This window comes from Gilliamella sp. W8128 (assembly GCF_016100545.1).
GTDB classification, from domain to species: domain Bacteria; phylum Pseudomonadota; class Gammaproteobacteria; order Enterobacterales; family Orbaceae; genus Gilliamella; species Gilliamella apis.
Genome location: NZ_JACFSE010000005.1, coordinates 17,295 through 42,418 on the forward strand (window position 1 = coordinate 17,295; position 25,124 = coordinate 42,418).

At 32.8% G+C, this 25,124-nt stretch carries 23 protein-coding genes; 4 read left to right on the forward strand and 19 right to left on the reverse strand.

Going from position 1 to position 25,124, the window contains the following annotated elements; genetic code table 11:
* Positions 1–37: 37 nt before the first annotated feature.
* From glnE to rplM, 8 genes are all read right to left on the reverse strand, one after another.
* A complete protein-coding gene (gene glnE, locus H3U97_RS05995) occupies positions 38–2,875 on the reverse strand; it encodes a bifunctional [glutamate--ammonia ligase]-adenylyl-L-tyrosine phosphorylase/[glutamate--ammonia-ligase] adenylyltransferase (protein WP_198198509.1) in 2,838 nt (945 codons plus the stop codon).
* 1,229 nt (positions 2,876–4,104) lie between these two features.
* Positions 4,105–5,022, reverse strand: coding sequence for an inorganic triphosphatase (locus tag H3U97_RS06000; RefSeq protein WP_198198510.1), 918 nt, complete (start codon positions 5,020–5,022; stop codon positions 4,105–4,107).
* Positions 5,023–5,089: 67 nt separating this feature from the next.
* A complete protein-coding gene (locus tag H3U97_RS06005; RefSeq protein ID WP_370545676.1) occupies positions 5,090–6,826 on the reverse strand; it encodes an ABC transporter ATP-binding protein in 1,737 nt (578 codons plus the stop codon).
* Positions 6,813–8,678: an ABC transporter ATP-binding protein gene (locus H3U97_RS06010; protein WP_198198512.1), complete on the reverse strand. Its 1,866-nt coding sequence runs from the start codon at positions 8,676–8,678 to the stop codon at positions 6,813–6,815. The genes H3U97_RS06005 and H3U97_RS06010 overlap by 14 nt, the downstream gene beginning before the upstream one ends.
* Positions 8,679–8,882: 204 nt before the next feature.
* Positions 8,883–9,293, reverse strand: a complete 411-nt coding sequence (locus H3U97_RS06015) for a ClpXP protease specificity-enhancing factor (protein ID WP_198198513.1) — start codon at positions 9,291–9,293, stop codon at positions 8,883–8,885.
* Positions 9,294–9,344: 51 nt separating this feature from the next.
* Positions 9,345–9,977, reverse strand: a complete 633-nt coding sequence (locus H3U97_RS06020; RefSeq protein WP_065577990.1) for a glutathione S-transferase N-terminal domain-containing protein — start codon at positions 9,975–9,977, stop codon at positions 9,345–9,347.
* Positions 9,978–10,280: 303 nt separating this feature from the next.
* A complete protein-coding gene (rpsI, locus tag H3U97_RS06025) occupies positions 10,281–10,673 on the reverse strand; it encodes a 30S ribosomal protein S9 (protein WP_034901366.1) in 393 nt (130 codons plus the stop codon).
* An 11-nt stretch (positions 10,674–10,684) separates the two neighbouring features.
* A complete protein-coding gene (gene rplM / locus H3U97_RS06030; protein ID WP_034901369.1) occupies positions 10,685–11,113 on the reverse strand; it encodes a 50S ribosomal protein L13 in 429 nt (142 codons plus the stop codon).
* Between the two features lie 275 nt (positions 11,114–11,388).
* Between rplM and H3U97_RS06035 the strand changes: the two genes are divergently transcribed.
* Positions 11,389–12,009, forward strand: coding sequence for a YrbL family protein (locus H3U97_RS06035; RefSeq protein ID WP_065577991.1), 621 nt, complete (start codon positions 11,389–11,391; stop codon positions 12,007–12,009).
* On the opposite strand, the gene pmrB is transcribed toward H3U97_RS06035, so the two are convergent.
* The 10 genes from pmrB to H3U97_RS06085 all read right to left on the reverse strand — a co-directional run bounded on the left by pmrB (position 11,981) and on the right by H3U97_RS06085 (position 21,334).
* The gene (gene pmrB / locus H3U97_RS06040) at positions 11,981–13,078 is read right to left on the reverse strand and encodes a two-component system sensor histidine kinase PmrB (RefSeq protein WP_198198514.1); all 1,098 of its coding nucleotides are present in this window, start codon (positions 13,076–13,078) and stop codon (positions 11,981–11,983) included. The two genes, H3U97_RS06035 and pmrB, sit on opposite strands and share 29 nt — an antisense overlap.
* A gap of 32 nt (positions 13,079–13,110) precedes the next feature.
* Positions 13,111–13,773: a two-component system response regulator PmrA gene (gene pmrA, locus H3U97_RS06045; protein WP_034901372.1), complete on the reverse strand. Its 663-nt coding sequence runs from the start codon at positions 13,771–13,773 to the stop codon at positions 13,111–13,113.
* 89 nt (positions 13,774–13,862) lie between these two features.
* Positions 13,863–14,399, reverse strand: coding sequence for a phosphatase PAP2 family protein (locus H3U97_RS11615; RefSeq protein WP_370528020.1), 537 nt, complete (start codon positions 14,397–14,399; stop codon positions 13,863–13,865).
* Between the two features lie 122 nt (positions 14,400–14,521).
* The gene (locus H3U97_RS06055) at positions 14,522–15,208 is read right to left on the reverse strand and encodes an amino acid ABC transporter permease (protein ID WP_198198516.1); all 687 of its coding nucleotides are present in this window, start codon (positions 15,206–15,208) and stop codon (positions 14,522–14,524) included.
* 6 nt (positions 15,209–15,214) lie between these two features.
* Positions 15,215–15,940 (reverse strand): amino acid ABC transporter permease, encoded by a 726-nt coding sequence (locus tag H3U97_RS06060; protein ID WP_034901374.1) that lies wholly within the window; start codon positions 15,938–15,940, stop codon positions 15,215–15,217.
* 5 nt (positions 15,941–15,945) lie between these two features.
* Complete coding sequence (locus H3U97_RS06065; RefSeq protein ID WP_065577995.1) at positions 15,946–16,773, reverse strand: ABC transporter substrate-binding protein; 828 nt, start codon at positions 16,771–16,773, stop codon at positions 15,946–15,948.
* Positions 16,774–16,946: 173 nt separating this feature from the next.
* Positions 16,947–18,227 (reverse strand): MFS transporter, encoded by a 1,281-nt coding sequence (locus H3U97_RS06070; protein ID WP_065650881.1) that lies wholly within the window; start codon positions 18,225–18,227, stop codon positions 16,947–16,949.
* Between the two features lie 32 nt (positions 18,228–18,259).
* Positions 18,260–19,210: a phosphoglycerate dehydrogenase gene (locus H3U97_RS06075; RefSeq protein ID WP_198198517.1), complete on the reverse strand. Its 951-nt coding sequence runs from the start codon at positions 19,208–19,210 to the stop codon at positions 18,260–18,262.
* Positions 19,211–19,292: 82 nt separating this feature from the next.
* Complete coding sequence (locus H3U97_RS06080; RefSeq protein WP_065650883.1) at positions 19,293–20,171, reverse strand: dihydrodipicolinate synthase family protein; 879 nt, start codon at positions 20,169–20,171, stop codon at positions 19,293–19,295.
* Positions 20,172–20,197: 26 nt separating this feature from the next.
* Positions 20,198–21,334, reverse strand: a complete 1,137-nt coding sequence (locus tag H3U97_RS06085; protein WP_198198518.1) for an iron-containing alcohol dehydrogenase — start codon at positions 21,332–21,334, stop codon at positions 20,198–20,200.
* Between the two features lie 227 nt (positions 21,335–21,561).
* On the opposite strand from H3U97_RS06085, the gene H3U97_RS06090 reads away from it, so the two are divergent.
* From H3U97_RS06090 to H3U97_RS06100, 3 genes are read left to right on the forward strand one after another with little or no spacing between them, the layout of a single operon-like run.
* The gene (locus H3U97_RS06090; protein WP_110453606.1) at positions 21,562–22,824 is read left to right on the forward strand and encodes a four-carbon acid sugar kinase family protein; all 1,263 of its coding nucleotides are present in this window, start codon (positions 21,562–21,564) and stop codon (positions 22,822–22,824) included.
* Positions 22,825–22,836: 12 nt separating this feature from the next.
* Positions 22,837–23,817 (forward strand): 4-hydroxythreonine-4-phosphate dehydrogenase PdxA, encoded by a 981-nt coding sequence (pdxA, locus tag H3U97_RS06095; RefSeq protein ID WP_065577998.1) that lies wholly within the window; start codon positions 22,837–22,839, stop codon positions 23,815–23,817.
* A 45-nt stretch (positions 23,818–23,862) separates the two neighbouring features.
* Positions 23,863–24,624 carry a DeoR/GlpR family DNA-binding transcription regulator gene (locus tag H3U97_RS06100; protein ID WP_086357046.1) on the forward strand — a complete coding sequence of 254 codons (762 nt, stop codon included), beginning with the start codon at positions 23,863–23,865 and terminating at the stop codon, positions 24,622–24,624.
* A 66-nt stretch (positions 24,625–24,690) separates the two neighbouring features.
* On the opposite strand, the gene ndk is transcribed toward H3U97_RS06100, so the two are convergent.
* On the reverse strand, positions 24,691–25,113 hold the full coding sequence (gene ndk / locus H3U97_RS06105) for a nucleoside-diphosphate kinase (RefSeq protein WP_086357045.1): 423 nt from the start codon (positions 25,111–25,113) through the stop codon (positions 24,691–24,693).
* Between the last annotated feature and the right edge of the window lie 11 nt (positions 25,114–25,124).

Sequence of the window (25,124 nt, forward strand, 5' to 3'; positions counted from 1 at the left end):
CGATCTTAATTAATCATAACTATATTCAGGCTAATTATTATTTAAGCCATTTCAACCAACTTTGATTTACAATCTGTTTTTCTAATTTGAAGCATGAATCATCAACTGTACTCGGTAAAAGTTGTAATGATAATTGATGAATTTCATTACGCATATCAATATATGCTTTAGTTAATTGTTCAGCTTCTTGGCTATCCATAATTTGATAATTTGCCGCTAATTCTAAAATCCGTACGTTATCACTCCATGTGGTCATTTTAGGGTATTGATGTGCATAGTTTAGTACCAGATATTGAGATAAGAATTCAATATCACCAATACCGCCTTCATCAATTTTCAAATTAAACCGATGAGATTCAGTAGTACCTAAATGGGCTCGCATCTTTTCACGCATCTCTCGGACTTCGGTTTTTAATATATTTTCCTCACGTTTTTTACATAGAACATCATGTCTGATTTGGTTAAAGCGTTTAATAAGGTCTATTTCACCATAAACAGCTCTTGCTCGAACCAGTGCTTGATGCTCCCATGTCCAAGCTTCATGCATTTGATAGTCATAAAATGCATTTAAACTACAAGCTAATAAACCAGCATCACCTTGTGGACGTAAACGAACATCAACTTCATAGAGAATTCCAAAGCTGGTGCGAACATTAAATAGATGAATGATCCGTTGTACTAATCGTAAATAAAATTGACGACTATCAATTTGCTTATCTCCATTAGTCATGCTATCTACAGGACAATCATGAAGAAATACCAGATCTAAATCTGAACCATAACCCAATTCCCAACCACCTAATTTGCCATAAGCGATAATAACCAATCCTTTTTGATTATCAGTTAAATGTGTGGGTTTTCCATAACGAGCAACCATTTGATTCCATGCCATTTGCACAACAAAATCAATTAGTGATTCTGCAACATAGGTCAAATGATCGCTTACTTTCATAGTATTTAATACTTGTTCAACATCAGCAGCAGCTATATGCAGTAATTGCATTTGCTTAAATTGTCTTAAAGCTTCAAGTTGTTGTTCTTCATCATCAACCTCAATACGAAGTAAGTATTGATAAAGTTCACTTTTGTATTCATTAGGTGCAACAGTTTGATAAAGAGAATTAATATCTATTAGTTCATCTAATAAGATTGGATAATGAGCAAGTTGCTCACTAATCATTGGCGAAGCACTACATAATCGAATTAGTTGCTTCAATGCGGTTGGGTATTCAAGCAGTAATTCTAAATACGTTGTTCGACTAACAATATTCACTAATAGCGGTAAAATCCGCGACAATACGATTAGCGCATGCTTATCATTACAAACCGACTCCAATAATCTTGGCATTAGCTGATCAAGGATTTCTCGGCCGCGAACACCAATCGTCCTTTTACCGATATCATCACGAAATTGGCAAAGCATCTGATAGAGCTTTTCAGCATCATCATGTGCATAGTTGGTTAATACCGAAGTAACGTCACTTAATTGTAAATCTGGTACCCAAAGATCAGCATATTGGTCGTTGTTTACGTTATGAACTGTTTCTGTTGATTCATCACCGATAAGCTGATTGAATATTTGTCGAGTAAATTGCATTCTTCGAGTGAGTTCCGTTACAAATTCGTTCCAGTTACTAAAATTCATGCCGATTGCTAAACGTATTTGGTCTAATTCATCTTCTGGTAGAGTTTGCGTTTGCTCATCATGTATCGCTTGTAATAGATTTTCACAGCGACGTAAGAAGAAGTAGTTTTCTCGTAAAGTATCTACTTCATTAACACTAAGTAACGATTCTTGTTCTATTACTTGTAAGGCATTTAATAATGAGCGAGTTTGTAGACCTACAACACGTCCACCTCGTATAAGTTGAAAAACTTGTACAATAAATTCAATTTCACGAATACCACCTGCACCAAGTTTGATATTGTTAGTCAAACCTCGACGCCGAACTTCACGCTCTATCATACTTTTCATATTTCGTAATGACTGCAATACACTGAAATCAATGTAACGGCGGTAAACAAATGGTTTTAACATTTGGTAAAGCTCTTTGGTGTAAGGATCTTGCTGATCACCAAGTATTTTAGCTTTTACCATGGCATAACGTTCCCAGTCTCTCCCCTGCTCTTGATAATAATCTTCCATAGCAGAAAAACTTAAAACCAGCGGACCGCCATCGCCAAGTGGACGTAAACGCATGTCAACTCTGTAAACAAAACCATCTTCGGTAATTTGGTCTAGTGTTTTAATTAAGCGTTGCCCTAAACGGGTAAAAAACACCGCATTATCTAATTCTCGTCTCCCACCTTGGGTTTGACCATGTTCAGGGTAGGTAAAAATAAGATCAATATCGGAGGAAAAATTCAGTTCGCCACCACCTAATTTTCCCATACCTAAGATAAGTAAAGGTTGTGCTTGTCCTTGTAAATTACATGGCGTTCCCCATTCTTTACAACTAAGCTCATAAAGCCAATCACGTGCAGTGACAATAATCACCTCAGCTAACTGCGAGAGTTGTAATAAAATCTGCTCATCACTACTTGTGCGGGTTAATTGTGACCATTCAAGCCTTATCAGAATATAACGCCTAAATAATCTTAATACTTTCATTAGAGCTAATTCATCAAATACTGATACTAGTCTTTCATTTAACCATTGTTGATAGAAACATCTTTCATCAGCTTGAGGGGGGTAAGTAATAATATCTGTCAGCCACTCGGGAAATCGATAAAAAGCATCAACCAGAAAATCACTTTGCAGCAAAATATCAAGGTTATCGAGCACCTCTTTTGCATCACATTTTGACAATTGGGATATAATCTTTTGTTTTTGCTCAACAATTAATGGTGAAACTAACGAGCTTGGCTGGGACATAATTAGCACTCACTTAAAATATTTATATATACATAAAATCACCTAATTAAATATTATAAATGACTTTTTAAGTTCACCTATCTTTTTATTAAACAAATCGTGAAAAACAGTATTGATACTTTTTCGCAATCTGTTCACCGATAAAACTATAACTGCTGACTATCGTTAGGTCTTATATTGCTTGTTTACCTTATCATTGTTATTGGTTATAACGTAACGGCCAATAACAATGTTATATTCTTTGATTCGAATAGCGGGTTAATGTTTATCAAAAAACAACTTTGTCATCTTTCTTACCAATAAACAACTTGAAATCAACAAAGTAATTAAAAACATCCATAAGTAGAACAATTTAAAAGTATTAGAGATAATATCGAATGGTAGGAAATTATAGATATAGTTGTAAATGTATAGAATAAGTATTAATAAAAGGCAGTTTAATATAAAGGTAATAAGCGAACTAAAAATTACCTTTTTTAAAGCCAAAATTTCTGTTACCGCTGTAAAGCATTTTCTTAGCAAGAAATAACCAATTAAATTTACTATTGATAAAAATATCGCCAATAAGACTATAGAGAAAATCAGGTTACTTAAACTGTAATACATACCATCGAAAAGCAACAAATATGACATGGTTATAAAGAAACAGTTATAAAAACAGATGAATAACACCATATGTAACTTCTGACTTTCTGTTTCGGTTAATATGATTTGGTTACAGATATAATTTTCTTTGCATAATTTAATACTAAGATAAGTACAAAGTGTTATAAAAAAATAGAAAATGAGATACTCTGCGAGATGAAATATATATGCCGAAAAATTATCTCCATCATTAATATTTAAAAATCTTAGTTTAGACACAATCCAATCATAACTATAAGAGTAGTAACTCAAGCGAAAAACCATATCGCTTAATACAATAGATATGGCAACTAAGAAGGTATTAATAATGTTTTTCCGATTAATTATGGAAATGGAATACTGATTAAATGCTATTGTGGAAATAGTAAAAAGAACTACTGAATTAGGTATTTGAAGAAAAAAACTTATTAAAACTTGCTTAACAATTTTCAAGGCAATTTGGTCAGTCCCAACATATAACGATATAAAATCGTTATCAAATTTGGTAAGATAAATAACGGTAAAAACACTATATAATAACCAATAAAATACCACTAATAATAGTGGTAGTTTGAAGAGGGTTGTTTTCATTTTAATTCGTATACCTATTTTTTATTTATTTCAGCCATTAACAACAACTTGAACTTGTTATTCACCTCGCAATAAGCAAACTGTTTAATCGAGTCAATAAATGGTATCGCCATTTGCCACTGTTTAAATTCAGGCTCAATTTGCAGATTTTGGTTAATAAGTATCTCGTTTATTTGAATAAGTAGCTGTTTATAAAAAATTAAATCATTATTTGCTAAAGCATATTCTTCATTTTGTTGCCAAAAGTTTAGTAGACCGGCTAAAATTTGCTCAATTTGTGAACAAAGAACAGTAGGAGTTAAGGTTAAGTTATCTAATAAACGATAGCCCCGAGAAGCCTTACTTTGAGAAAATAGATGTAAGTTAAAGCGACTTAATTCGATCGCAAAGTTGAGCAAATCTTGCTTATTGCCTTGTTTGATTTCTAACTCTACCTCTTGTATTGGCATAGATTGACCATTTGAGGTAATTTGCCCCAAATCTAAAGCAACTTCAATTTCGCTATTGGCAAATGAAATCAGCCAAGTTTGCCGTTTAAAATTGGTGGTAAAAAGAGGCCTTAACTGCGTTAATCCATTAGGTAATGCCTCTTTCGGTAGGACACTTAAATCGAGCTTATCATTAGGTAAAGGTTGATTAATTTCAATGCGTTCATGTAACCCACCTACAGAATTACCTTTTGATTTTAAGGTAATTTCAAAACACTTACTTTGCTCAGTTTCTGTAGTTCGAATTCGGAGACCACAACCATTAAGTCGTAAAAAATGATCTTCAGTATCGTAATAAGTGTTAATCAGATTTAATTGACTAACCAAATGTTGTTGCGATGAAAACTCAGCTTCATCACAACAAACCCATTGATTTAAGTAATTTTGTAACTGCTCTATATCACTTTGATTGATTTGAAACTTTAATTCAATTTCGTTACTCATTTGTCTGTTTTTTATCAGTTATTTTGTTATATGATATACTGATTATTTCCAGAAATATAGCCAATCACTAATTAATAGACAATGTCTGTTTTTGTAGGCTATAAAGCTTAGTAAATAAGCCATTTTTAGCCATTAATTGCTGATAATTGCCTTGTTCTACAATTGAGCCTTTATCTAAGACAATAATATTATCAGCGCCAATGATGGTTTTTAAGCGATGAGCAATAACAATGACAGTTCTATCTTTTACTAGATTAGCAATGGCTTCTTGAATATAAACTTCATTTTCTGGATCCAAAGAAGCGGTAGCTTCATCAAGCAAAATAATAGGTGCATTTTTTAATAATGCCCTCGCAATTGAGATACGTTGTCGTTCACCACCAGAAAGTTTACTACCGTTTTCACCAATTAATGTATTCCAACCATCTGGTAATCGAGCTACTAGTTCGTCACATCTAGCAATTTTAGCCGCTAGTTTTACCTCTTCATCAGTAGCATTATGCCTACCAATTCGAATATTATTCATGATAGTATCATCAAACAATACCACCTGCTGGAAAACAAAAGCCATTGAATGCATTAATGTTTCCGGATCTATTTGCTTAATATCTTGATTATCTATAGTAATTTTTCCTGAAGTTACATCCCAGAAACGTGCAATCAACTGTAATAAAGTACTTTTACCACTACCAGATGGTCCAACTAGTGCTGTCATTTTTCCTTCAGGTATAGTGCAACTTACATTATTAATAACACTTGTCTGGTTATAGGAAAAATTAATCTGATCAATATTGATATTATAATTAGTAAAAGTCACATCATCTTTACCTTCCATAATAGTCTCATTTTGCAGACTCTTCATTCTATCGATAGAAACCAGCATATAGAACAGTTCAGGTAATAATGTTAAAACTGAAATTAAAGGACTATAAATTCGTGAGCTAATAATTACAAAGGCAATAAAAGTAATTGGATCCAAACTTCCAGAAACCATTAAGGTTACCCCGAGTAAAACAACAATACCTAAACCCACTTGTAATGTCATAGTAGACAAAGTAACAATAATTCCACCTATTCCTTCAAACTTAATCGATGCCCACATCATATTTTTCAGTGCTTTATCTAAGCGTTGGAATTTTTTACCACTTAAACCAAAACCTTTTATGATTTTTATACCATCGAGATATTCTTGAACCTCATCGGAAACGGCTAATTTAGCTTGAACATGTTTTTCACCCAATTTTTGTTCAAGTCTTTTACCGGCAACAACAATAATAATAGCAATCGGCAGAGTACAAAAAATAGCTGCAGACATCCGCCAATCATAGAATGCTAATAAGCAACAAGTTATTAGACTACTAACGGAATATCCTATTAATTGCGGTATAACGTGACTAAGCATATTTTCAATAACCGCACAATCACCCATAATATTTGCAGTAAGTTCAGAAAGATCTTTTCGATTAAAAAAGCTTAGTGGTAATTTGCGAAGTTTTTCAGCAACCGCAATTCTAGTATTGGCCGCTTGACCAAAAGCATTAGCGTAAGTCTTTTTATATTCTCTTTTATAACAGATTAAGAACAAAATTGCCGATAACACGCCTAAGCCTGCCATTATCCAAAGATAATAAACATTCACTGGTATTTGATTAGTTAAAGGCTCAATTAACAACATGATTACCTGTAATAAAATTACAAAGGGTAACATTAATGTCAAATTGGATAAGGTACAAGCAATGATAGCTTGATTAAGATTTTTACTTTCTATATCTGACAACATCAATATTTTTTTAAACATGTGCAACTCCATCATTATGACAAGAGTGATCTGAATGACAATTTTTAGCTGAATTTGACTGATCCATTTGCCAATCTAATGTTTGTCTGTAATATTGCCACATTTTGTAATAGGTATTTTGTTTATCAATAAGTTGTTGGTGGGTTCCTTTTTCAACAATACTTCCTTTATCTAATACCACAATTTGATCGGCATCTTTTATTGTTGATAGACGATGAGCAATCATAATAACGGTTTTACCTTCCATTAATACTTTTAAGGCAAGTTGAATTTTGTATTCATTTTCAGGATCAGCAAAAGATGTAGCCTCATCAAGAATCAATATAGGTGAGTTTTTTAGTAATGCTCGAGCAATTGCTAATCGTTGCATTTCTCCACCAGACAAATGCAATCCTTTAGAGCCTATTACAGACTGATAGCCATCTGGTAATTTTTCAATAAAATCATGACACTGAGCAGCTTTAGACGCGGCAATAACTTCGTCTAGATCGGCGTCAGGTTTGCCTATTTTAATATTATCTAAAATTGTTTGTTTAAAGAGAAAAACATCTTGAAACACAAAGCTAACTAATGACAATAAATATTCACTACTCATTTGTTTGATATCTACACCACCAATGGTTATTGATCCTTCTCCAGGATCAAAAAAGCGCGGAATAAGTAATGAAATGGTACTTTTGCCACTACCAGAAAGCCCAACTAATGCGGTCGTTGTTCCCTGTTTGGCAGTAAAAGAGATGTGATTGAGGGCATTACTTTCTAAAGAATCATTATCTTTATTCTCATTATAAGAGAATGTAACATCATTAAAACAAATGTCATAATTATCAACTTCAAGACCTGATTCAGGTTCAGCCAATGATTTTATATTGAGGACATTATCCATATTTTCAACACTTTTAACTGCTCTTTGAAAACCTTGTGATACATATAAAAGTTTGAAAAAAGGCGCAGGTAAAGCTAATGAGAAAATTAAATAGAAAATAGATGACAAAATAAAATTGGCATAATTTTCTGTTGTACCTAGTAATAAAATCATTACTGGAATAATAAAAAGATAGATATTATTTAATATGAGCAAAAATAGTGCCATATGATATTTAAAACAATCTATAAACTTAAGGCAATATTGTTGATAAGCTTTGATCGATTCATAAAAGCGTTTAAAAGAAAAGAAAGTTTGATTAAAAGCTTTAACCACTGTTATACCACGAATATATTCAACTGATGCATTACTCATATCAATTAATCGGGTTTGGAACTCTTGCATATTGTTTTTAATTTCTTTACGACGATAACCGCTTTTCAAAACAATATAAGCTAAAATGATTGGTACCAATGTTGCCAAGCCTAAACGCCAGTCGAAAATGGCTAAAATAATAAAAATAATAATTGGAGTAGCAAATGAGCCAATCATATCAGGCAATTGGTGTGCAATAAAAATCTCTATTTTTTCAATATCATCATCAACAATTTTTCGTAATTCGCCACTTGAATGTTTAGTATAAAATCCGAGAGGTAAACATGATAAGTATCGAATAAAATTGTATTTTAAATGATAAAGAGTTTTAAACGCAGCAATATGCGAGAGACAAAGTGCAACAAAATTTAAAAATATAGATGATGCCGCAGCAATAAAAGCTACCCACCCATAATCGATAATAAGTTGATTATTTAATGTTGTGTTGTTGGTTAGACTGATAATAATTTCATAAACAATGTAATATACTGAAATAAAAGGAATAAAAGCAGTAGCGACGCTTAAGATTGAAAATAAACAAGATAAAATGATGAGTACTTTATATCGAAAAGCAAGTTGCCAAAGACGAGAAGTAGGATTGTTATTACACGTTTTCATAAAATAAACACTCTATTATGGTAATAATAATCATTATCAATTATAAAATTTAAAATAACAATTACTTTCGCCCCTACTTTGATTTATATTGGCTATTACTATTATAGATATTACAGACAAAAAAAGACTATCCTATTTATGACTAAATAATAATATTGTAAATAAGATAGTGAAAAATTTGATTATTCTTGTAATTAAGAATAATTATTTGACAACTCGGAAAGGATTAACTGGCTTCGGTTTAACATTTTCTGCTGGTTTATTCGCACCTTCTCTGAGAGCTTTATAATATGGTTCATCCTCAAATCCCATACCAACACCATTTTCACGAGCATAAATAGCTTCAATAGCCGCCATGGGTACAACAATATGTTGAGGTACACCAGAAAACCTAGCATTAAATTCGATTTGTTCATTATTAACTAAATACTGGCCGACCGATTGCGGGGCAATATTAAGTACGATTTGATTATCTTTTATAAACTCTTGCGGTACTAATACACCATATACAGATGTATCAACCACAATATACGGAGTTAATTCGTTATCTAATATCCAGTCATAAAAAGCCCGAAAGATATAAGGGCGACGAGGAGTCATGTTATCAATTTCCATAACGGCTACCTTATTTAATTGCTAATCTGTCGTTAGATAAAAAATAAACTATTACGCTCTAATTTTCTTTTCATCTTCAGTTAAAGAGCTTATAAAAGCTGGACGTTCAAAAATGCGAGCCATATAAGCAAGATAATTCTTCTCGGCTATTTTTGGCAACTCAATACCAATCATAGGTAAACGCCAAAGTAGAGGAGCAAAATAACAATCACATAATGTAAAATCATCACTCATAAAGTAATCTTTTTCTTTAAACATTATGGAGATTGATACTAGATCATCAAGTAAATTTTTACGTGCTTGTTTAGCAGCTTCACTGTCCGGATTAGCTAAAATTGTTTCGTAAGCGCTATACCATTCTTTCTTAATGCGATACATGGTTAATCGAGAATTCGCTCTTACAATTGGGTAAACAGGCATTAGCGGTGGATGAGGAAAACGTTCATCTAAATATTCTAATGCAATATGTGGTTCATATAAGGTAAGGTCACGATCAATTAGTGTTGGAATTGAACCGTAGGGATTTAAATCCAATAATTCTTGAGGTAGATTATCTGCTGTAACAAACTCGATCTCAGCTGTTACCCCTTTTTCTGCCAACACAAAACGAATCTGATGGCCATAAATATCTGTTGTATCACAAAATAATGTCATTACAGAACGTTTATTAACAGCAACAACCATGTTCACTCCAAATATGCAAAAAGTTTAAATAAGTTTATATTAATGACTATTCTAACAAATTGGATAACAAATTTGTTAAAAAAAATGAATTTTCTTTTTGTTTTTTCTCAGATTTGTATTCTTTTCATCTTATAAACAGATTATATTTTTTGAGGAGAATAAAAGATTTATAATATATTATATTGAATAATAATAAATTATTTTTATTTAGGTGGTTGTTATCTAAATTTATATAGTAATAAATAAAACAGAAAAAAAACCCAGCTTGCGCTGGGTTTTTGAAACAAATTTGTAACGTAGCAATTAACGTTTGCTGAATTGTGGACGACGACGAGCTTTGCGTAGACCCACTTTTTTACGTTCAACTTGACGTGCATCACGAGTAACAAAGCCCGCTTGACGTAATGAAGAACGTAAAGTTTCATCATATTCCATTAATGCACGAGTAATACCGTGACGAATTGCACCAGCTTGACCTGAAATACCACCACCTTTAACAGTGATATAAAGATCAAGTTTGTCAGTCATTTCAACTAACTCAAGCGGTTGCATAACAACCATACGAGCTGTATCACGACCGAAGTATTGCTCTAATGAACGTTTATTAATAACGATATTTCCACTACCTGGTTTGATAAACACTCGAGCAGCGGAACTTTTGCGGCGACCTGTACCGTAATATTGATTATCAGCCATCTTCTATCCCCTTAAATATCTAATACTTGCGGTTGTTGTGCCGCATGATTGTGCTCACTACCTGCATAAACTTTTAGTTTACGGTACATTGCACGACCAAGAGGACCTTTCGGTAACATGCCTTTTACAGCAATTTCGATGACTTGTTCAGGATGACGTTCAATCATTTCTTTAAAAGTCGCTTCTTTAAGTCCACCGATGTAACCAGTATGACGATAATAGATCTTATCAGTGCGTTTTTTGCCTGTTACAGCAACTTTTTCTGCATTGATAACGATAATATAGTCACCTGTATCAACATGTGGTGTATATTCTGCTTTGTGTTTACCACGCAAACGGCTTGCGATTTCAGTAGCTAAACGACCTAACGTTTTACCTGCTGCATCAACAACATACCAGTCGCGTTTAACTGTTTCTGGTTTAGCTGAAAAAGTACTCATTCGTATTTATCCAAATTTTAATTAATCTCACGTTAATAAATCATTTGATTTATTTACACTTTTTGATTGCTACTATTAACTAACTAACCCCTTCGAGTTGCTATACTAATTTTGACAATCGAAAACAGTGTTGGGAAGAACACTGTTGTAACGTGGGTGGCAATATTATACAGAAATATTATAAAAGCGCTAGAACTTATAATAAAAAAACCATAGCGATAAAAAACACTAACTGCTACACTTTTAGCTAACCTTTAATTACACGATATCAATTGATGAAAAAATTAATTCAACTTACCGAAAAAGATTATATAAGCAAAGGACTACATAGAAAGTGCTACCACCATCCAGATGATCCGAATAAATGTATCAAAGTGAATTATAATGATGGTGCCGAAGAGGAAACAAACCGTGAAATTGCTTATTATAAACATCTTATAAAACGCAAAATATCGTGGGATGTTTTGGCAAAATATTATGGCCCAGTAACAACTAATCTTGGACAAGGACATGTTTTTGAATTAATTAGGGACTATGATGGGAAAATTGCTACACCGTTAGAAAAATATCTCTTTCACGAACAATTAACTCAACAATATTATAGTGAGTTAGTTGTATCACTTAAAGCATTAAAAACAGCGTTATTAAAAGATCGAATTATTACCATGACAATCAAGAGTAAAAATATTTTATTTCAACATTTGTCATCTGAAAACAATCGCTTAATCATTATTGATAATATAGGTAATTCAACCTTTATTCCGATTGCTAATTATGTCGGATTTTTTGCCAAAGCAAAAATAGAACGCACTTGGCAACGTTTTTTGTCATCACTTATTAAAGAAAATCAATATAACAATTTAATAACTAAGTTAATTGATGAAGTGAATCATTAAGTCTAACTTCGGCAATAGTACCTGTTTGACGGTCCTGCCGATTTCTTAATGTAAATTGCCCATGATGTAATTTAGTGATGCGATTAACGATACTTAAGCCAAGCCCTATTCCATTATATTTACGATCCATTCGGAAAAAGGCTTGGGTTAAATTTTCAGTCTTTGATTCATCAATACCACAGCCTTCATCTTTAACTGCAATAATAATATCTTGAAGGTCTTTATAAAAACATATCGTAATTTTACTGTTATTTGGACTATATCGATAACTGTTTTCAACCAGATTGCGAATCAGTAAACGAATCAGAGTAGCATCGCCACTAAAAGTAATCTTATTAGTAATTTGCCATTCAATTGTTTGTTGTTTTTGTTCTGTTAGTTCGGTTAATTCATCAAAAAGTGGTATTTGAATATCATCATAAAAATTAATTTTTTGATACTGACCTAACGTAAATTTTTGACTAGCCCTAGCAAGCATTAAAAGTTGTTCTACGGTATTGACTAAACGATCTATACGTTCAATTAATTCACGACAATCGATTTTATTTTTTGCTTCAAGTAATTCTAAATGCAGACGAATACCAGCCAATGGTGTTCGCATTTCATGAGCAACATCGGCAGTGAATAGACGTTCTTGCGAAAGAGTATTATTGAGTCTCTCAAATAAATTATTTAATACCAACGTAATCGATTTGATTTCACGCATATTACTAATTGGCTTTATCGGCTTAAGATTATCCGCGGTTCTTTGATTTAGATCCTTTTCCAGAATCTCTAAAGGTTTAGTAATCCATTTAATAGCTTTATAAGCTAAAAATAATGTCACAGCCATCATAGAAAAAGCTGAACAAAACAGAGCAAAAATGGCCTCTAATTCCTCATGCTCAACTACTTCGTCGATTTTATTTTTACTTAAAGTTAAATTAACTAGAACATCAATTTGCTCTTTACTTTCATGCCATAACCAAAATACCGTAATAATTTGGCAAATTAACATAATAGCGCCTAAAGTAAAAAAGAGATTCCAACGAATACTATGACGTATCTTAGTCAAGGATTTTTCAATCATAAATTTATCATTCACTAAATATAGAATAATAGCTAATTATCAATATTGAGTTGATAACCATATCCACGTACAGTTTTGATTAAATGTTTACCTAATTTATTTCGTAACGCATGAATATAAACCTCAAGCACATTTGAACTAGGATCACTTTGCCAATCATATAAATCATTTTGCAATAAATTACGATGTACTTTTTCTCCAGCTTTTAACATTAATCTAGACAATAAAATAAACTCTTTAGGTGTTAATATAACTTCTTGTCCATTTAATGTCGCTGTTTGTCGTTTAATATCAATGCTAATCGGGCCATAATTAATAACATTATCAGCTGTTCCTTGATTTCGACGAATCAATGCCCTGACTCTTGCTAGTAATTCAGTTAAAGCAAAAGGCTTAATTAAATAATCATCAGCACCAAGATCTAAACCTTCTACTCTATCTTCAATAGTATCGCGGGCAGTTAAAATAAGAACAGGAACCTCAATTTGTTTTTTACGCCAACGAGTGAGTAAATCTAAACCATCGCAATCTGGCAGTCCCAAATCAAGAATAATTAAACTGAATTGCGAAAACTCTATATGTTCTTCCGCTTGCTTACCATTAGATGCCACTTCACAAACATAGCCATCAGACGTTATACCATCGTATAACCCTTTTTGTAATAAACTATCATCTTCGACTATAAGTATTTTCATTATAGTTCAACCTTAAGTAGATTTGAAAAATACCCTAGCTAGCATAGTTAACTAGTATATGCCTAACCTTAAACAACTTAAATTTTTAATCATTTATAAATTTTGGAATATAGAAACCAAAATTTTTTAATTAAATAAACTGATATAAAACTTAATAACATACCAACTAGAATATCTAGTGGCCAATGAACCCCTAAGTAGATACGACTCCAACAAACAAGCAAAGCAACTACAGTAGATAAATAAGCAAACGATTTAAATTGCTTTTTATAATTTAAATAAATAGAAAAACAGATAGTCCAAATAAAAACAGCATGCTGACTCGGTAACGAACTGGTTTTATCATGAGTTAAAAAATTAGTACCAACATTAAGTACAAATGGCCGTGGCGAATAAAATAGATGCCTCATAATAAAAGTAACAGTTAGCACCAATGCTAAACTTATTAAAATTTTTATCACCAATGTTCTATATACTGGTTTGTATATACAGTATATTGCTAATAAGCCAATAGGTAGCAATATTAAGTAATTAGCACAAAACACAGCAAAAAGAATAAATAACTTCGAAGCGTGTTCTTGAGCATTGATTAATAAAAAAAGATGAGTGTTCATATTAAGTAACATATCAAAACCAATATTGATAATATTTACTTATAATTTAGCAAACAAAGCTTAAAAGAACCTTAATAACCTTTTTGACTTTTTTAGAGATGTTTTGCTCAATACTATTAAAACAAACCATCTAGCTATTTTTTGCGAGAAAATAAATGATATTTTGGTAATACTGATACTGTAAAATCAAGTGTGGCACAAATAATAAAATAAACCATAATAACAAACAAAAAAATCTCTGTAGGATAAACCATACTACGATTATTAATTTGGGTAGCAATAAAGGTAAACTCTGCAACACCAACGATATAAGCTAGAGAGGTATCTTTAATTAATGATACCCACTGATTAACAAAGGAAGGTAACATCATTTTTAATGCTTGTGGCAAGATAATAAAAATAATGACTTGGGTTTTCGTGAAACCTAATGAAAAAGCTGCTTGCCATTGTTCTTTGCCAATAGCTACCATTCCTGCATGAACAGAATGACCAATGTATGCACCACCAATTAATGATAAAGCAAAAATCACAGTAGTGATAGCTGGCACATCAATATTTAATAAAACTGGCAATAAAAAATAAGTCCAAAATATGAGCATAATAACGGGAATCGCTCTTAAAAAACCTAATACAATAACTAAAAGTTTACGTAAAAATCCGTCACAAACCGTTAAACCGACTCCCGCGAAAATACCCAAAATGGTCGAAAAAACAATAGCAGCAAAACTCATTAACAATGTTAATATTATGCCACCAGGGAAATTACCAAAAATAAGATAATCGAGATTATGCCAAATAATTTCAAAACCCTTAAAATCCATAACGTATTAGACCTTGCCTATTTGTAAATATTTTGATTGATAAATATTGCCTAGGGTACCCACAATAACAATAGCGAAAATATATAAAAAAGTTGCTACTGCAAAATCCTGAAATGTTTTTAACGATTCGGTTTCTACTTGACGAGAAACATAAGATAGTTCTAACACACCTATTGCCATGGTTAGCGATGAGTTTTTGATAATATTCATATATTGACCGATCAATGGAGGAAAAGCGATACGAAAGCTTTGCGGTAAAATAATAAATCGCATACTCTGCCAACGAGTGAGACCTAACGCTAATGAGGCTTGTTCTTGTCCATTACTCACCCCCATAATACCAGCCCGGAATTCTTCAGCAATAAAAGCACTGGAATAACATGTTAAACCAATTAAACCAATAATAAATTCAAAAGATGGCATTTTTAGAGTGAACAAAAACAGTTGAATTTCTGGTTCATCAAATAACCATAATTTAAACTCAATCGGTAACAAATTACCAATACCAAAATACCAGAAAAAAAGTTGCGGTAGTAATGGCGAATAACGAAAAATGGCGTTATATCCAATAACAACGCCTTTGATAATTTTAATATGACTTTGCTGAGCAATAACTAATAAAAATCCTAATGTGGTAGAAAAGATAATTGTTAAAAAAGAGATAGCCATAGTGACTAAAAAACCATCCCACAACCACCACAAATAACGTGGCTCTAGTAATTGCTCATACATATAATTTATTGACCTTTACCTATTTTGAAATCACCACGAGGCATCGCAGAATTTGTATCTGGACCAAACCAGCGGTTATAAATAGTCAATGCTTCACCATCATTTTCAAGTTTTAACAATATTTGATTAACTTTTTCTTTTAAACGAGTTTCACCTTTTGGAACACCAACAGCTTGATATTCTTCAGTAATACTAAATGGTGAAATTTCAAAAACAGCACGTTGTTCTTCTGGGACATTTGCAAGTAAACCAATTAACTTAGCATCATCTTGAGTAATAGCTTGTACCACTCCATTACGTAATGCGGCAAAAGCAAAAGGCGTATCATCATAAGAAATCACTTTAGCGGTTGGGAACTTTTCACGTAACGTAATTTCCATTACAGTCCCTTTATCAGCCCCTATACGAAGATTTTTAAGATCATCAGCTGTTTTTAACAATCCTTTTTTAGCCACAAACTTCTGACCAGTGGCAAAATAAGGCAAACTAAAATCAACTGTTTTAGCTCGCTCATCAGTAACCGTAAAGTTGGCAACGATCAAATCCGCTTTTTGCGAGGTAAGTAATGGAATACGATTAGCTGGATTAGTTGGAACAAGTTCCACTTTTACATTTAATGCTTTAGCTATTTCATTAGCATAATCAACATCTAGCCCGGCAATTTTATTGGTTTTTTCATCAATAAATCCAAACGGAGGATTACTATCAAATACAGCAATCTTAATCTCACCTCGTTTTTCAATATCGTCTAAACGATCTGCATAAGCAGTGTTCACGCCTAATAGTGTGCTAATCAAAGCTACAGCTGTTAATGATTTAGTTAGAAATTTCATGACAACATCCTTAATAAGAGAGGTATTTACATAAAAAGTCTAACAATAAATAGTCTTTAGGATAAATAACAAATATTTACATCTATATAACTATTGGTTATATAGATTCTTAAATTTATATTAAAAAAGCCCCAAGAAGGGGCAATAGACATCTAAATAAATGAAAAGCAAAATTACGAATCTATAGGTTTTACTTTACCTAATAAGAAAATATAGTTAAACATTCCTAATATGAGTAGGCCTGCTGAAAAAATTAGTGCCCAGGTAAAAGAACCTGTTGCTGCAACAAGAGCTCCCGTAATAATTGGACCAAATGCTCCACCAAAATTTGAAATAGTATTTTGTAAACCGGCAACAGTAGAAACCATATTTTTAGGCGCCACATCGCCAGGTAAAGACCAAACTTGTGAAGCAGCTACAGCTGTACCTGATCTAGCTATACACAACAATACCACAGTCAGAACAACAGAATCTGTTAATGGAGCAAAACCAACACATAAAGCCATACACATACCAATCAATAAAATTGATTTACGAGTAAAAGATAATGAAAACTTTTTACTACTATGCATACGATCCGAAATCCATCCAGCTGTCATTTCAGCGGCCATACCACAAAGCAATGGAAGTGTAGCAACAAATCCCATTTTAATTAATCCCATACCTTTTTCTTGTACTAAATAAGTTGGTAACCAAGTGATAAAGAAATATGAAGTATAGTTAATAGTAAAGAATCCTAAACACATTGCCCAAATTGGTTTGTATCTAAGTAATTGATACCACTTCATCGCAGCACCTTGCTCAATGCCGTGTTTTTGAGCTTGACCTTCACGAATATAATTGATTTCAGCTTGATTAATCATTCGATGTTTTTCTGGTGAATCTGAATAATAAATCATCCAAAATAAAGCCCAAATAATACCGATACTACCAAAAATACAAAATGTAATTCTCCAATCAAATAAGTACATTAACCAAACAATTAGTGGCATAGCTACCGCACCACCAAATTTTGATGCACTATCAAATAATGCTGACACAAATGAACGTTCTTTATCTGGAAACCATCTAGATGCGATACCCGCGTTACTTGGATATGCAGCAGCTTCTCCAGCACCTAAAATAAAACGCATACATAACAATGATTTAAAGCCTGTAGCAACACCCATACACATAGTTGCTACAGACCACCAACCTACAGCCCATCCTAATGTTTTCTTTTGTCCTACTTTGTCCGCTAGCCAACCAGCAGGAATTTGTAAAAGAGCATAGGTCCAGAAAAATGCTGACATAATCCATCCCATTTCACTTGGTGTTAAACTAAACTCCTTAATTAAATGGGGACTTGCAGCTGCTATAATTGCTCTATCTAAATAATTTACTGCAATCGCAGCCCACATTAACCCAGCAATAATCCAACGAATATTTGATTTTTTTTGTGGTACTAAATCCATAATAGACCTCACTATATTTTTAAAATATAGACTTAAAGCTCATTAACTATATTTACTGGTCTTTGACCATGAACAATAGAATTAATAATATTTTCGACACAACTTTTCCCTATTTCACTTACTGCACCATCGGTATAACCGGCTATATGAGCGGTTCCAATAAAGTTTTCGAGTGAAAATAATGGGTGTGTAATTAAAGGTTCTTGAACGAATACATCGGATGCTGCGCCTGCAATAATATTTTCAGACAATGCAGTATAGAGATCATCCTCATTAACAATTCCGCCACGTGATAAATTTAAGAGAAAAGCACTTGATTTCATTTTGCGAATAAGTGAAAGATTAAATAAATTATTGGTGGATTCGATTAAAGGCATATGAATTGAAATAAAATCACTTTGTTGTACAAGCTCATCTAAACTGACATATTTAACACCATTTCCCTTGGCGAAATTTTCATCAGGATAAGGATCATAAGCTAATATATTCATATTAAATCCCTTGGCCCTTAACGCTACTTGCTTGCCAATATTACCTAATCCCAAAATACCTATTGTCTTTCCATAAGCATCGGTAGCAAATATTCTAGGCCACTCACCTTTTACTGTTTTACTCACTGCTTGAGGTAATTGACGAGCGGCACCAAGTAGAAGAGTGAAAGCAAAATCAGCAACAGCATGTTTATTTGCATTGGGAACATTAACTGCCCAAATATTTCTTCTTTTAGTTGCTTGTAAATCGATATTGTCAACACCAACCCCATGTTTACAAACAATTTTTAAGTTAGGCGCCAATGATAGTAGCTCTTCATCGATTTGTGTGAACGCAACAATCATTGCTACTGTATCTTTTAAATGAGGTTTTAAATCTTCCAAAGTAACATCTGCAGGAAAAGCCAAAAATTCAAAGCCATTTTTTTTAAGATTATCTATCGGCGTAGAATCATACTTGGCAAATGAAGGCGATGTAGAAATAACTTTCATACTAAATATCCTTATTAATACTTCAATACTTGAAAGTAAAAGCTGTTATTTCTCTAAAAATGACAGCTTTTAATTGCAAAGATTACAATTTGCTAACAATCTCTTTGATAGCGTTAATGTGTTCATCCGTAAACTCAATCGGATAGCGACTAACGCCAACTTCTTCTCCCATTAAAGTTAGCGCTTTTTTTACAGCCGCAGGAGAAAATACTGTTGCATATAAATTTTTCCTTAAATCGCCTACAGCATCTTGAGCTGCTTTAGATTTATCAAGATCACCTGCTTTAAAATTTTTCCAGATTGCATTGATATAGCCAGGTGCAACATTAGCAAGCCCTGAAATTGAACCAACTGCACCACCAACAAACCCTTGATATATCAATGAATCAGGACCAGTTAACACATCAAAGTTATCTAAACTATTTGCAACATCAAGAAATGCTTGCAAACTTTCAGCACTTCCTGCGCTATCTTTGATACCAGCTATGTTAGGATGTTCAGCAAGTTTGGCGGCGGTTTCAGGTAAAATAGTGTTACCTGTTCTGGCAGGAATGTTATATAGATAAACAGGAACAGTTAGTGCATCAGCAATTGTTGAATAATGATAGATTAGCTCTTCTTGTTTCAATGGGATGAAATATGGCGCAATTACTGATACCGCATCAACACCTAATTTTGCTATTTCTTTGCCAAGTTTTATTGTTTCTCGTGTTGAAATTTCACCAATGTGAGCCATTACTGGAGATCGTCCAGATATTTCATCTACACAAACTTCGGTAACTTTGATCTTTTCTTGCTGTGTTAAAACAAAAAATTCACCATTCGTACCATTACAAAAAACACTATTACCATTATTTAATTGGCGTTGAACCTGTTTGCGCATTCTTTTTGGGCAAAAATCACCATTTTCATCAAACGTTGTGACAATGGCGGTTAAAATTCCTTCAATTTTCTTACTCATATGTTTACTCCTTTAGGATAGGTTTCTTAGAACAGAGATTGATAAATAGCTAGAACATCTTGTTTAGAGACTTGTTTAGGAACGTTATTCATGAGGCGTTTTACGTCTAAAGCAGATTCAACAAGATATGGTAAATGTTCTGGCGAAATATTAAGTTCTTGTAATTTTGTAGGTAGGGCTAAACGCTTTACTAATTCTTTAAAATAACTGACCAGTGCATGCGATTTGTCTTCATCAGTTAAATTTAGGTTTGCATCTGGTAATAAGTCATAAGCTTGAGCAAATTTTTCAACCACCGCATCACGTACAAACTCCATGCAAGGAACAAGTAAAATGGCATTTGCCACACCATGAGGAATATGGTATTTACCGCCTAGAGGATATGACATAGCGTGAACTAGATGTGTACCAGAATGAGCAATCGCAGCACCACCATAGTATGAAGCCCAAAGCATATTCAGTTTTGCTTCTAAATCAGTTTCGTCATTTACTGATCTCTCAAGAAACTTAAATAATTTATCCATACCAATTAAGGCATAATTATCACCAACAGGATTGGCTATACTAGCTGTAAAGCATTCAATTAAATGACACAAAGCATCAATACCTGTAGAAGCAGCAATATGATTTGGCATTGAAATAGTTAATTCTGGAATCAAACACACATAATCAGGCAACATAACTGGTGAAATGATGCCTTGTTTAGTAGATTTCTCAGGAATAGCCAAAATAGCATTTGGAGTTGCTTCTGAACCTGTTCCAGCTGTAGTTGGGATAAGGATAGAGGTACATCTTTTAACTGGTTTCACACCTAACAATAATTGTTCAAGAGTCAATTGATTCTCTTTAGCACATAACACTGAAATTAATTTGGCAACATCAAGAACACTGCCTCCACCGACACCAACAACTAGATCAGCATTAGCTATTTTCATTCGGTTTAATAAATTTGTGACATCATGATGACTAGGTTCTGGCGGAATATCATCAATGAGAGTGAAATGAGGAACTGTATCTACAATTGTTTTTACTAATTTAGTTACCACTGGTAAATTAATAATATTTTTATCCGTCATAAATATGATATGACGATGTTGTTTAAATAGAAAATTAAGATCATTTAATACACCTTGTCCACTTAAGACAGTACTGTTAATGTGCATAGTTAACTCCAATCGATTGCAATATAAATGAGTATTAAAAATCATATTGATTTAATTTAATCATTTAATGTTATTTTAAGTTCGCGTGTTGATCAATTTTAATATTATAAAACTATGATCCAGATCACATTATGATTAAAATGATTTATTTTAATCATTTTAGTTGTTTTTTTGATTAAATAATCGGTATAATCCTAAAAATAGTTTTTTTTGAGTAAAATTAATCAATGATAAAATTAATAATTGCAGACGATTTCACTGGTTCTAATGACGCTGGTGTACAACTTGTTAACAAAGGGTTTATTGTAGATGTTGTTTTTGATTGGCGATCTAAACAGCCTTTAAAAACTCATCTTAATGATAAGAAAATTACGGTTGTTAATACTGAAAGTAGAGCAATCGAATATCACGAGGCCCAAGATAGAATTAAACAAGTTATTTCAAATAATCCACACTTACGACCTATTTATAAAAAAATTGATTCAACTCTACGTGGTAATATAGGTGGGGAAATAGAAACATTACTAGCGACGACTCAAGTTAAATTTGCTTTAGTTATACCTGCTTTTCCTAATATGAATCGTATAACTAAGAATGGGAAATGCTACGTTAACGGTATTGAATTAATCGATACCGAATTTGCTACTGATCCTAAAACACCTATTTGTTCATCTCATATTAAAACAATTATAAAACAGCAAACAGATTACCCATGTGAAGAAATCAATCTAAATGAAGTAAGAACGCATCAAGTAACAAAACGTATTGAAAACTTTGTAACTCAAGGAACTAAGATCATCGTCATCGATGCAGAAACAAATCATGACTTAGAAACAATTATTGAGGAAATTCAGGGATTACTAGATAATATTTTACTAGTTGGCTCGGCAGGATTGGTTGATTTTCTTTCGCCATCTATAACAGAAAAAACACCAAAAATTGAAAGATTAAGCATAAAGCCAATGTTAGTCATTGCTGGATCAATGAGCGAAATTACTCAACTACAAATAAATTATACCATTCAAAATGATAACAAATGGAATATCGTTGATCTAAAAATATCGGATTTATTACCAGAACTATCAGCAACTACATTAGTAACATATAAGAATAAAATTCAAGAAATACTTAACGATAATCAACATTGTATTGTCAGAACCAGTACCAATAAACAAGAACGAGAAAAAATCGATTTATACTGCCAACAATATCAATTATCAAGAACCGAATTAGGTGAAAAAATCTGTAGTGGTTTAGGATTATTAGTTAAAAATTTAAAGTTTAGTAATTTATTTTTAACTGGTGGGGATGTAGCTATTTCCGTTGCTAAATCGTTAGGAGCAATAGGCTTTATAATCGAAGGACAAGTTTGTGAAGGTGTTCCTTATGGTAGATTATTAAGCCATGAAAATTTAGATTATCGTGTATTTACTAAAGCTGGTGGATTTGGAACAAAGGATATTTTTTTAAAATCATTAAGATTTATTTAAAGGAGATAAATTGTGTCAAAAATCATAGCGATAACTATGGGAGATCCAGCAGGAATTGGGCCGGAAATTATTGTCAAAGCACTACAATCAGATATTGTAAAAAATATAAATTCGGTTGTAATTGGTTCGGCTGATTTATTAAAAAAACAATTAAAAATGGGATTATTTAAGAACATTAATCTTAATATAATCAATAGCGTTAGCGAAGCAGATTTCTCAAAAAATGTGATTAATATAATTGATATAAAATTGGAAGATATCGATTCATTGCAACCAGGAAAAATTCAACCACAAGCGGGAGATCTAGCTTATCGATGTGTAAAAAAAGCAACAGAATTAGCTCTTGCGGGCGAAGTTACGGCAATTGCAACAGCACCACTAAACAAAGAGGCACTACACTCGGCAGGACACATGTATCCAGGACATACTGAGTTATTAGCTAAACTCACTAATAGTAAAGATGTCGCTATGGTACTTTATACTGATTCACTAAAAGTGATTCATGTTACCACTCACGTTTCACTACGAAACTTTTTAGATAAATTAAGTAGTGATAGAATTGAAAAAGTTATTAAAATTGCTGATGACTTTCTTAAAAAAGTAGGAATTTCTGATCCCAAAATTGCTGTAGCTGGTGTTAACCCCCATGCAGGAGAACATGGCCTATTTGGTGATGAAGAAATAAAATTTGTTACACCTGCTATTGAAAAAATGCGGCTTTGTGGCATTGATGCTATTGGTCCATGTGCACCTGATACAGTATTTTTACAAGCCCATCAAGGTAAATTTGATATGGTTGTCGCAATGTACCATGACCAAGGTCATATCCCACTTAAATTATTAGGCTTTTATGATGGGGTAAATATCGCAGCCGGACTACCATTTATTAGAACATCAGCCGATCATGGCACCGCATTTGATATTGCATGGCAAGGTATTGCAAAAGCCGATAGTATGATAGAATCAATCCGATTAGCGGAACTGTTATCATAGTGAACAATATTAATAAACATAGCAAAACAAAAAGGAGAATTTTCAGTGGGTAAATACAATCGACTTGATCAAATCATGGATTATCTTAAGATTCATAACTTAGTCACAGTCGAAGAGTTAGTTATAGCTACTGAAGCCTCTCCTGCCACAATTCGTCGTGATTTAATTAAATTAGATCAACAAGGAGTAATTAGTCGAACTCATGGGGGTGTTACTCTAAATCGTTTTATTCCTAGTCAACCAACTACATCTGAAAAAATTCATAAAAATTTTAATGAAAAACAGCTTATTGCAGATGTTGCAGCCGAACTAATAAAAGCTGGAGACTCAATAGCGCTTGATGCAGGGACAACAACTTTGGAAATTGCTAAAAGAATTACCCAAATGCCTGTGAGAGTTATTACATCAGATTTGCATATTGCTCTTTTTTTATCTGAGTTTAAACAGATTGAAGTGACCATCATTGGCGGTAAAATTGATGATAGTAGTCAATCATGCATCGGTGAACATGGACGTTCATTGCTACTACAAATTAATCCTGATATTGCATTTGTAAGTTGTAATTCATGGAGTTTAAGTAAAGGTGTAACTGCACCAACTGAAGACAAAGCATTAATTAAAGCAGGATTTGCTCAAAAGGCGGATAAAGTAGTACTTGTCGCAGATAGCAGTAAATACAATTCTTATTCTTTATTTACCTCTATACCACTCAATCGTTTTACCGATATTATTACCGATAACCATTTAGATACTGAAACAGTACAAAATCTTCAAAGCCAACCATTTAAGTTACATATTGCCAGTTAATATATTTCACAGATAAATCAATAAAAATAAAATTCATTTATCTGTGATATTTGCCTTATTCTACAATTATCCAACTATTTCACTATCTACAAAAAAATAGGCAATTTCTCTTTCGGCGGATGAAATAGAGTCTGAACCATGTACTGCATTTTCTGTGGTGTTATCGGCAAAATCAGCTCTTAATGTTCCTCGCTCAGCGTTACTTAAATCGGTAGGTCCCATTAATTGGCGATATTGGTAGATGGCATCTTCACCTTCAAGCACTTGTACAACTATTGGACCAGAAATCATAAAATTAACTAATTTATCAAAAAAAGGCTTATTTTGATGTTCAGCATAAAAGCCTTCAGCTTGAGACTTTGTCAGCTTAATCATTTTCATAGCAATGATTTTGAGTTTTGCTTTTGATATTCGAGTTTCAATCTCACCTATGACTTGTTTGTTAACTGCATTGGGCTTAATGATTGATAATGTGCGTTGTATAGCCATATGAGAATTCC

What these genes read in the sequence shown, in the direction of transcription:
- H3U97_RS06010 (WP_198198512.1), bottom strand. Translation starts at nt 8,678, where the DNA reads ATGAAAACGTGTAATAACAATCCTACTTCTCGTCTTTGGCAACTTGCT.
- rpsI (WP_034901366.1), bottom strand. Translation starts at nt 10,673, where the DNA reads ATGGCTGATAATCAATATTACGGTACAGGTCGCCGCAAAAGTTCCGCT.
- glnE (WP_198198509.1), bottom strand. Translation starts at nt 2,875, where the DNA reads ATGTCCCAGCCAAGCTCGTTAGTTTCACCATTAATTGTTGAGCAAAAA.
- H3U97_RS06000 (WP_198198510.1), bottom strand. Translation starts at nt 5,022, where the DNA reads ATGAGTAACGAAATTGAATTAAAGTTTCAAATCAATCAAAGTGATATA.
- rplM (WP_034901369.1), bottom strand. Translation starts at nt 11,113, where the DNA reads ATGAGTACTTTTTCAGCTAAACCAGAAACAGTTAAACGCGACTGGTAT.
- H3U97_RS06065 (WP_065577995.1), bottom strand. Translation starts at nt 16,773, where the DNA reads ATGAAATTTCTAACTAAATCATTAACAGCTGTAGCTTTGATTAGCACA.
- H3U97_RS06035 (WP_065577991.1), top strand. Translation starts at nt 11,389, where the DNA reads ATGAAAAAATTAATTCAACTTACCGAAAAAGATTATATAAGCAAAGGA.
- ndk (WP_086357045.1), bottom strand. Translation starts at nt 25,113, where the DNA reads ATGGCTATACAACGCACATTATCAATCATTAAGCCCAATGCAGTTAAC.
- H3U97_RS06015 (WP_198198513.1), bottom strand. Translation starts at nt 9,293, where the DNA reads ATGGAAATTGATAACATGACTCCTCGTCGCCCTTATATCTTTCGGGCT.
- H3U97_RS06060 (WP_034901374.1), bottom strand. Translation starts at nt 15,940, where the DNA reads ATGTATGAGCAATTACTAGAGCCACGTTATTTGTGGTGGTTGTGGGAT.
- pmrA (WP_034901372.1), bottom strand. Translation starts at nt 13,773, where the DNA reads ATGAAAATACTTATAGTCGAAGATGATAGTTTATTACAAAAAGGGTTA.
- H3U97_RS06075 (WP_198198517.1), bottom strand. Translation starts at nt 19,210, where the DNA reads ATGAAAGTTATTTCTACATCGCCTTCATTTGCCAAGTATGATTCTACG.
- H3U97_RS06055 (WP_198198516.1), bottom strand. Translation starts at nt 15,208, where the DNA reads ATGGATTTTAAGGGTTTTGAAATTATTTGGCATAATCTCGATTATCTT.
- H3U97_RS11615 (WP_370528020.1), bottom strand. Translation starts at nt 14,399, where the DNA reads ATGTTACTTAATATGAACACTCATCTTTTTTTATTAATCAATGCTCAA.
- H3U97_RS06085 (WP_198198518.1), bottom strand. Translation starts at nt 21,334, where the DNA reads ATGCACATTAACAGTACTGTCTTAAGTGGACAAGGTGTATTAAATGAT.
- H3U97_RS06090 (WP_110453606.1), top strand. Translation starts at nt 21,562, where the DNA reads ATGATAAAATTAATAATTGCAGACGATTTCACTGGTTCTAATGACGCT.
- pmrB (WP_198198514.1), bottom strand. Translation starts at nt 13,078, where the DNA reads ATGATTGAAAAATCCTTGACTAAGATACGTCATAGTATTCGTTGGAAT.
- H3U97_RS06020 (WP_065577990.1), bottom strand. Translation starts at nt 9,977, where the DNA reads ATGGTTGTTGCTGTTAATAAACGTTCTGTAATGACATTATTTTGTGAT.
- H3U97_RS06070 (WP_065650881.1), bottom strand. Translation starts at nt 18,227, where the DNA reads ATGGATTTAGTACCACAAAAAAAATCAAATATTCGTTGGATTATTGCT.
- H3U97_RS06080 (WP_065650883.1), bottom strand. Translation starts at nt 20,171, where the DNA reads ATGAGTAAGAAAATTGAAGGAATTTTAACCGCCATTGTCACAACGTTT.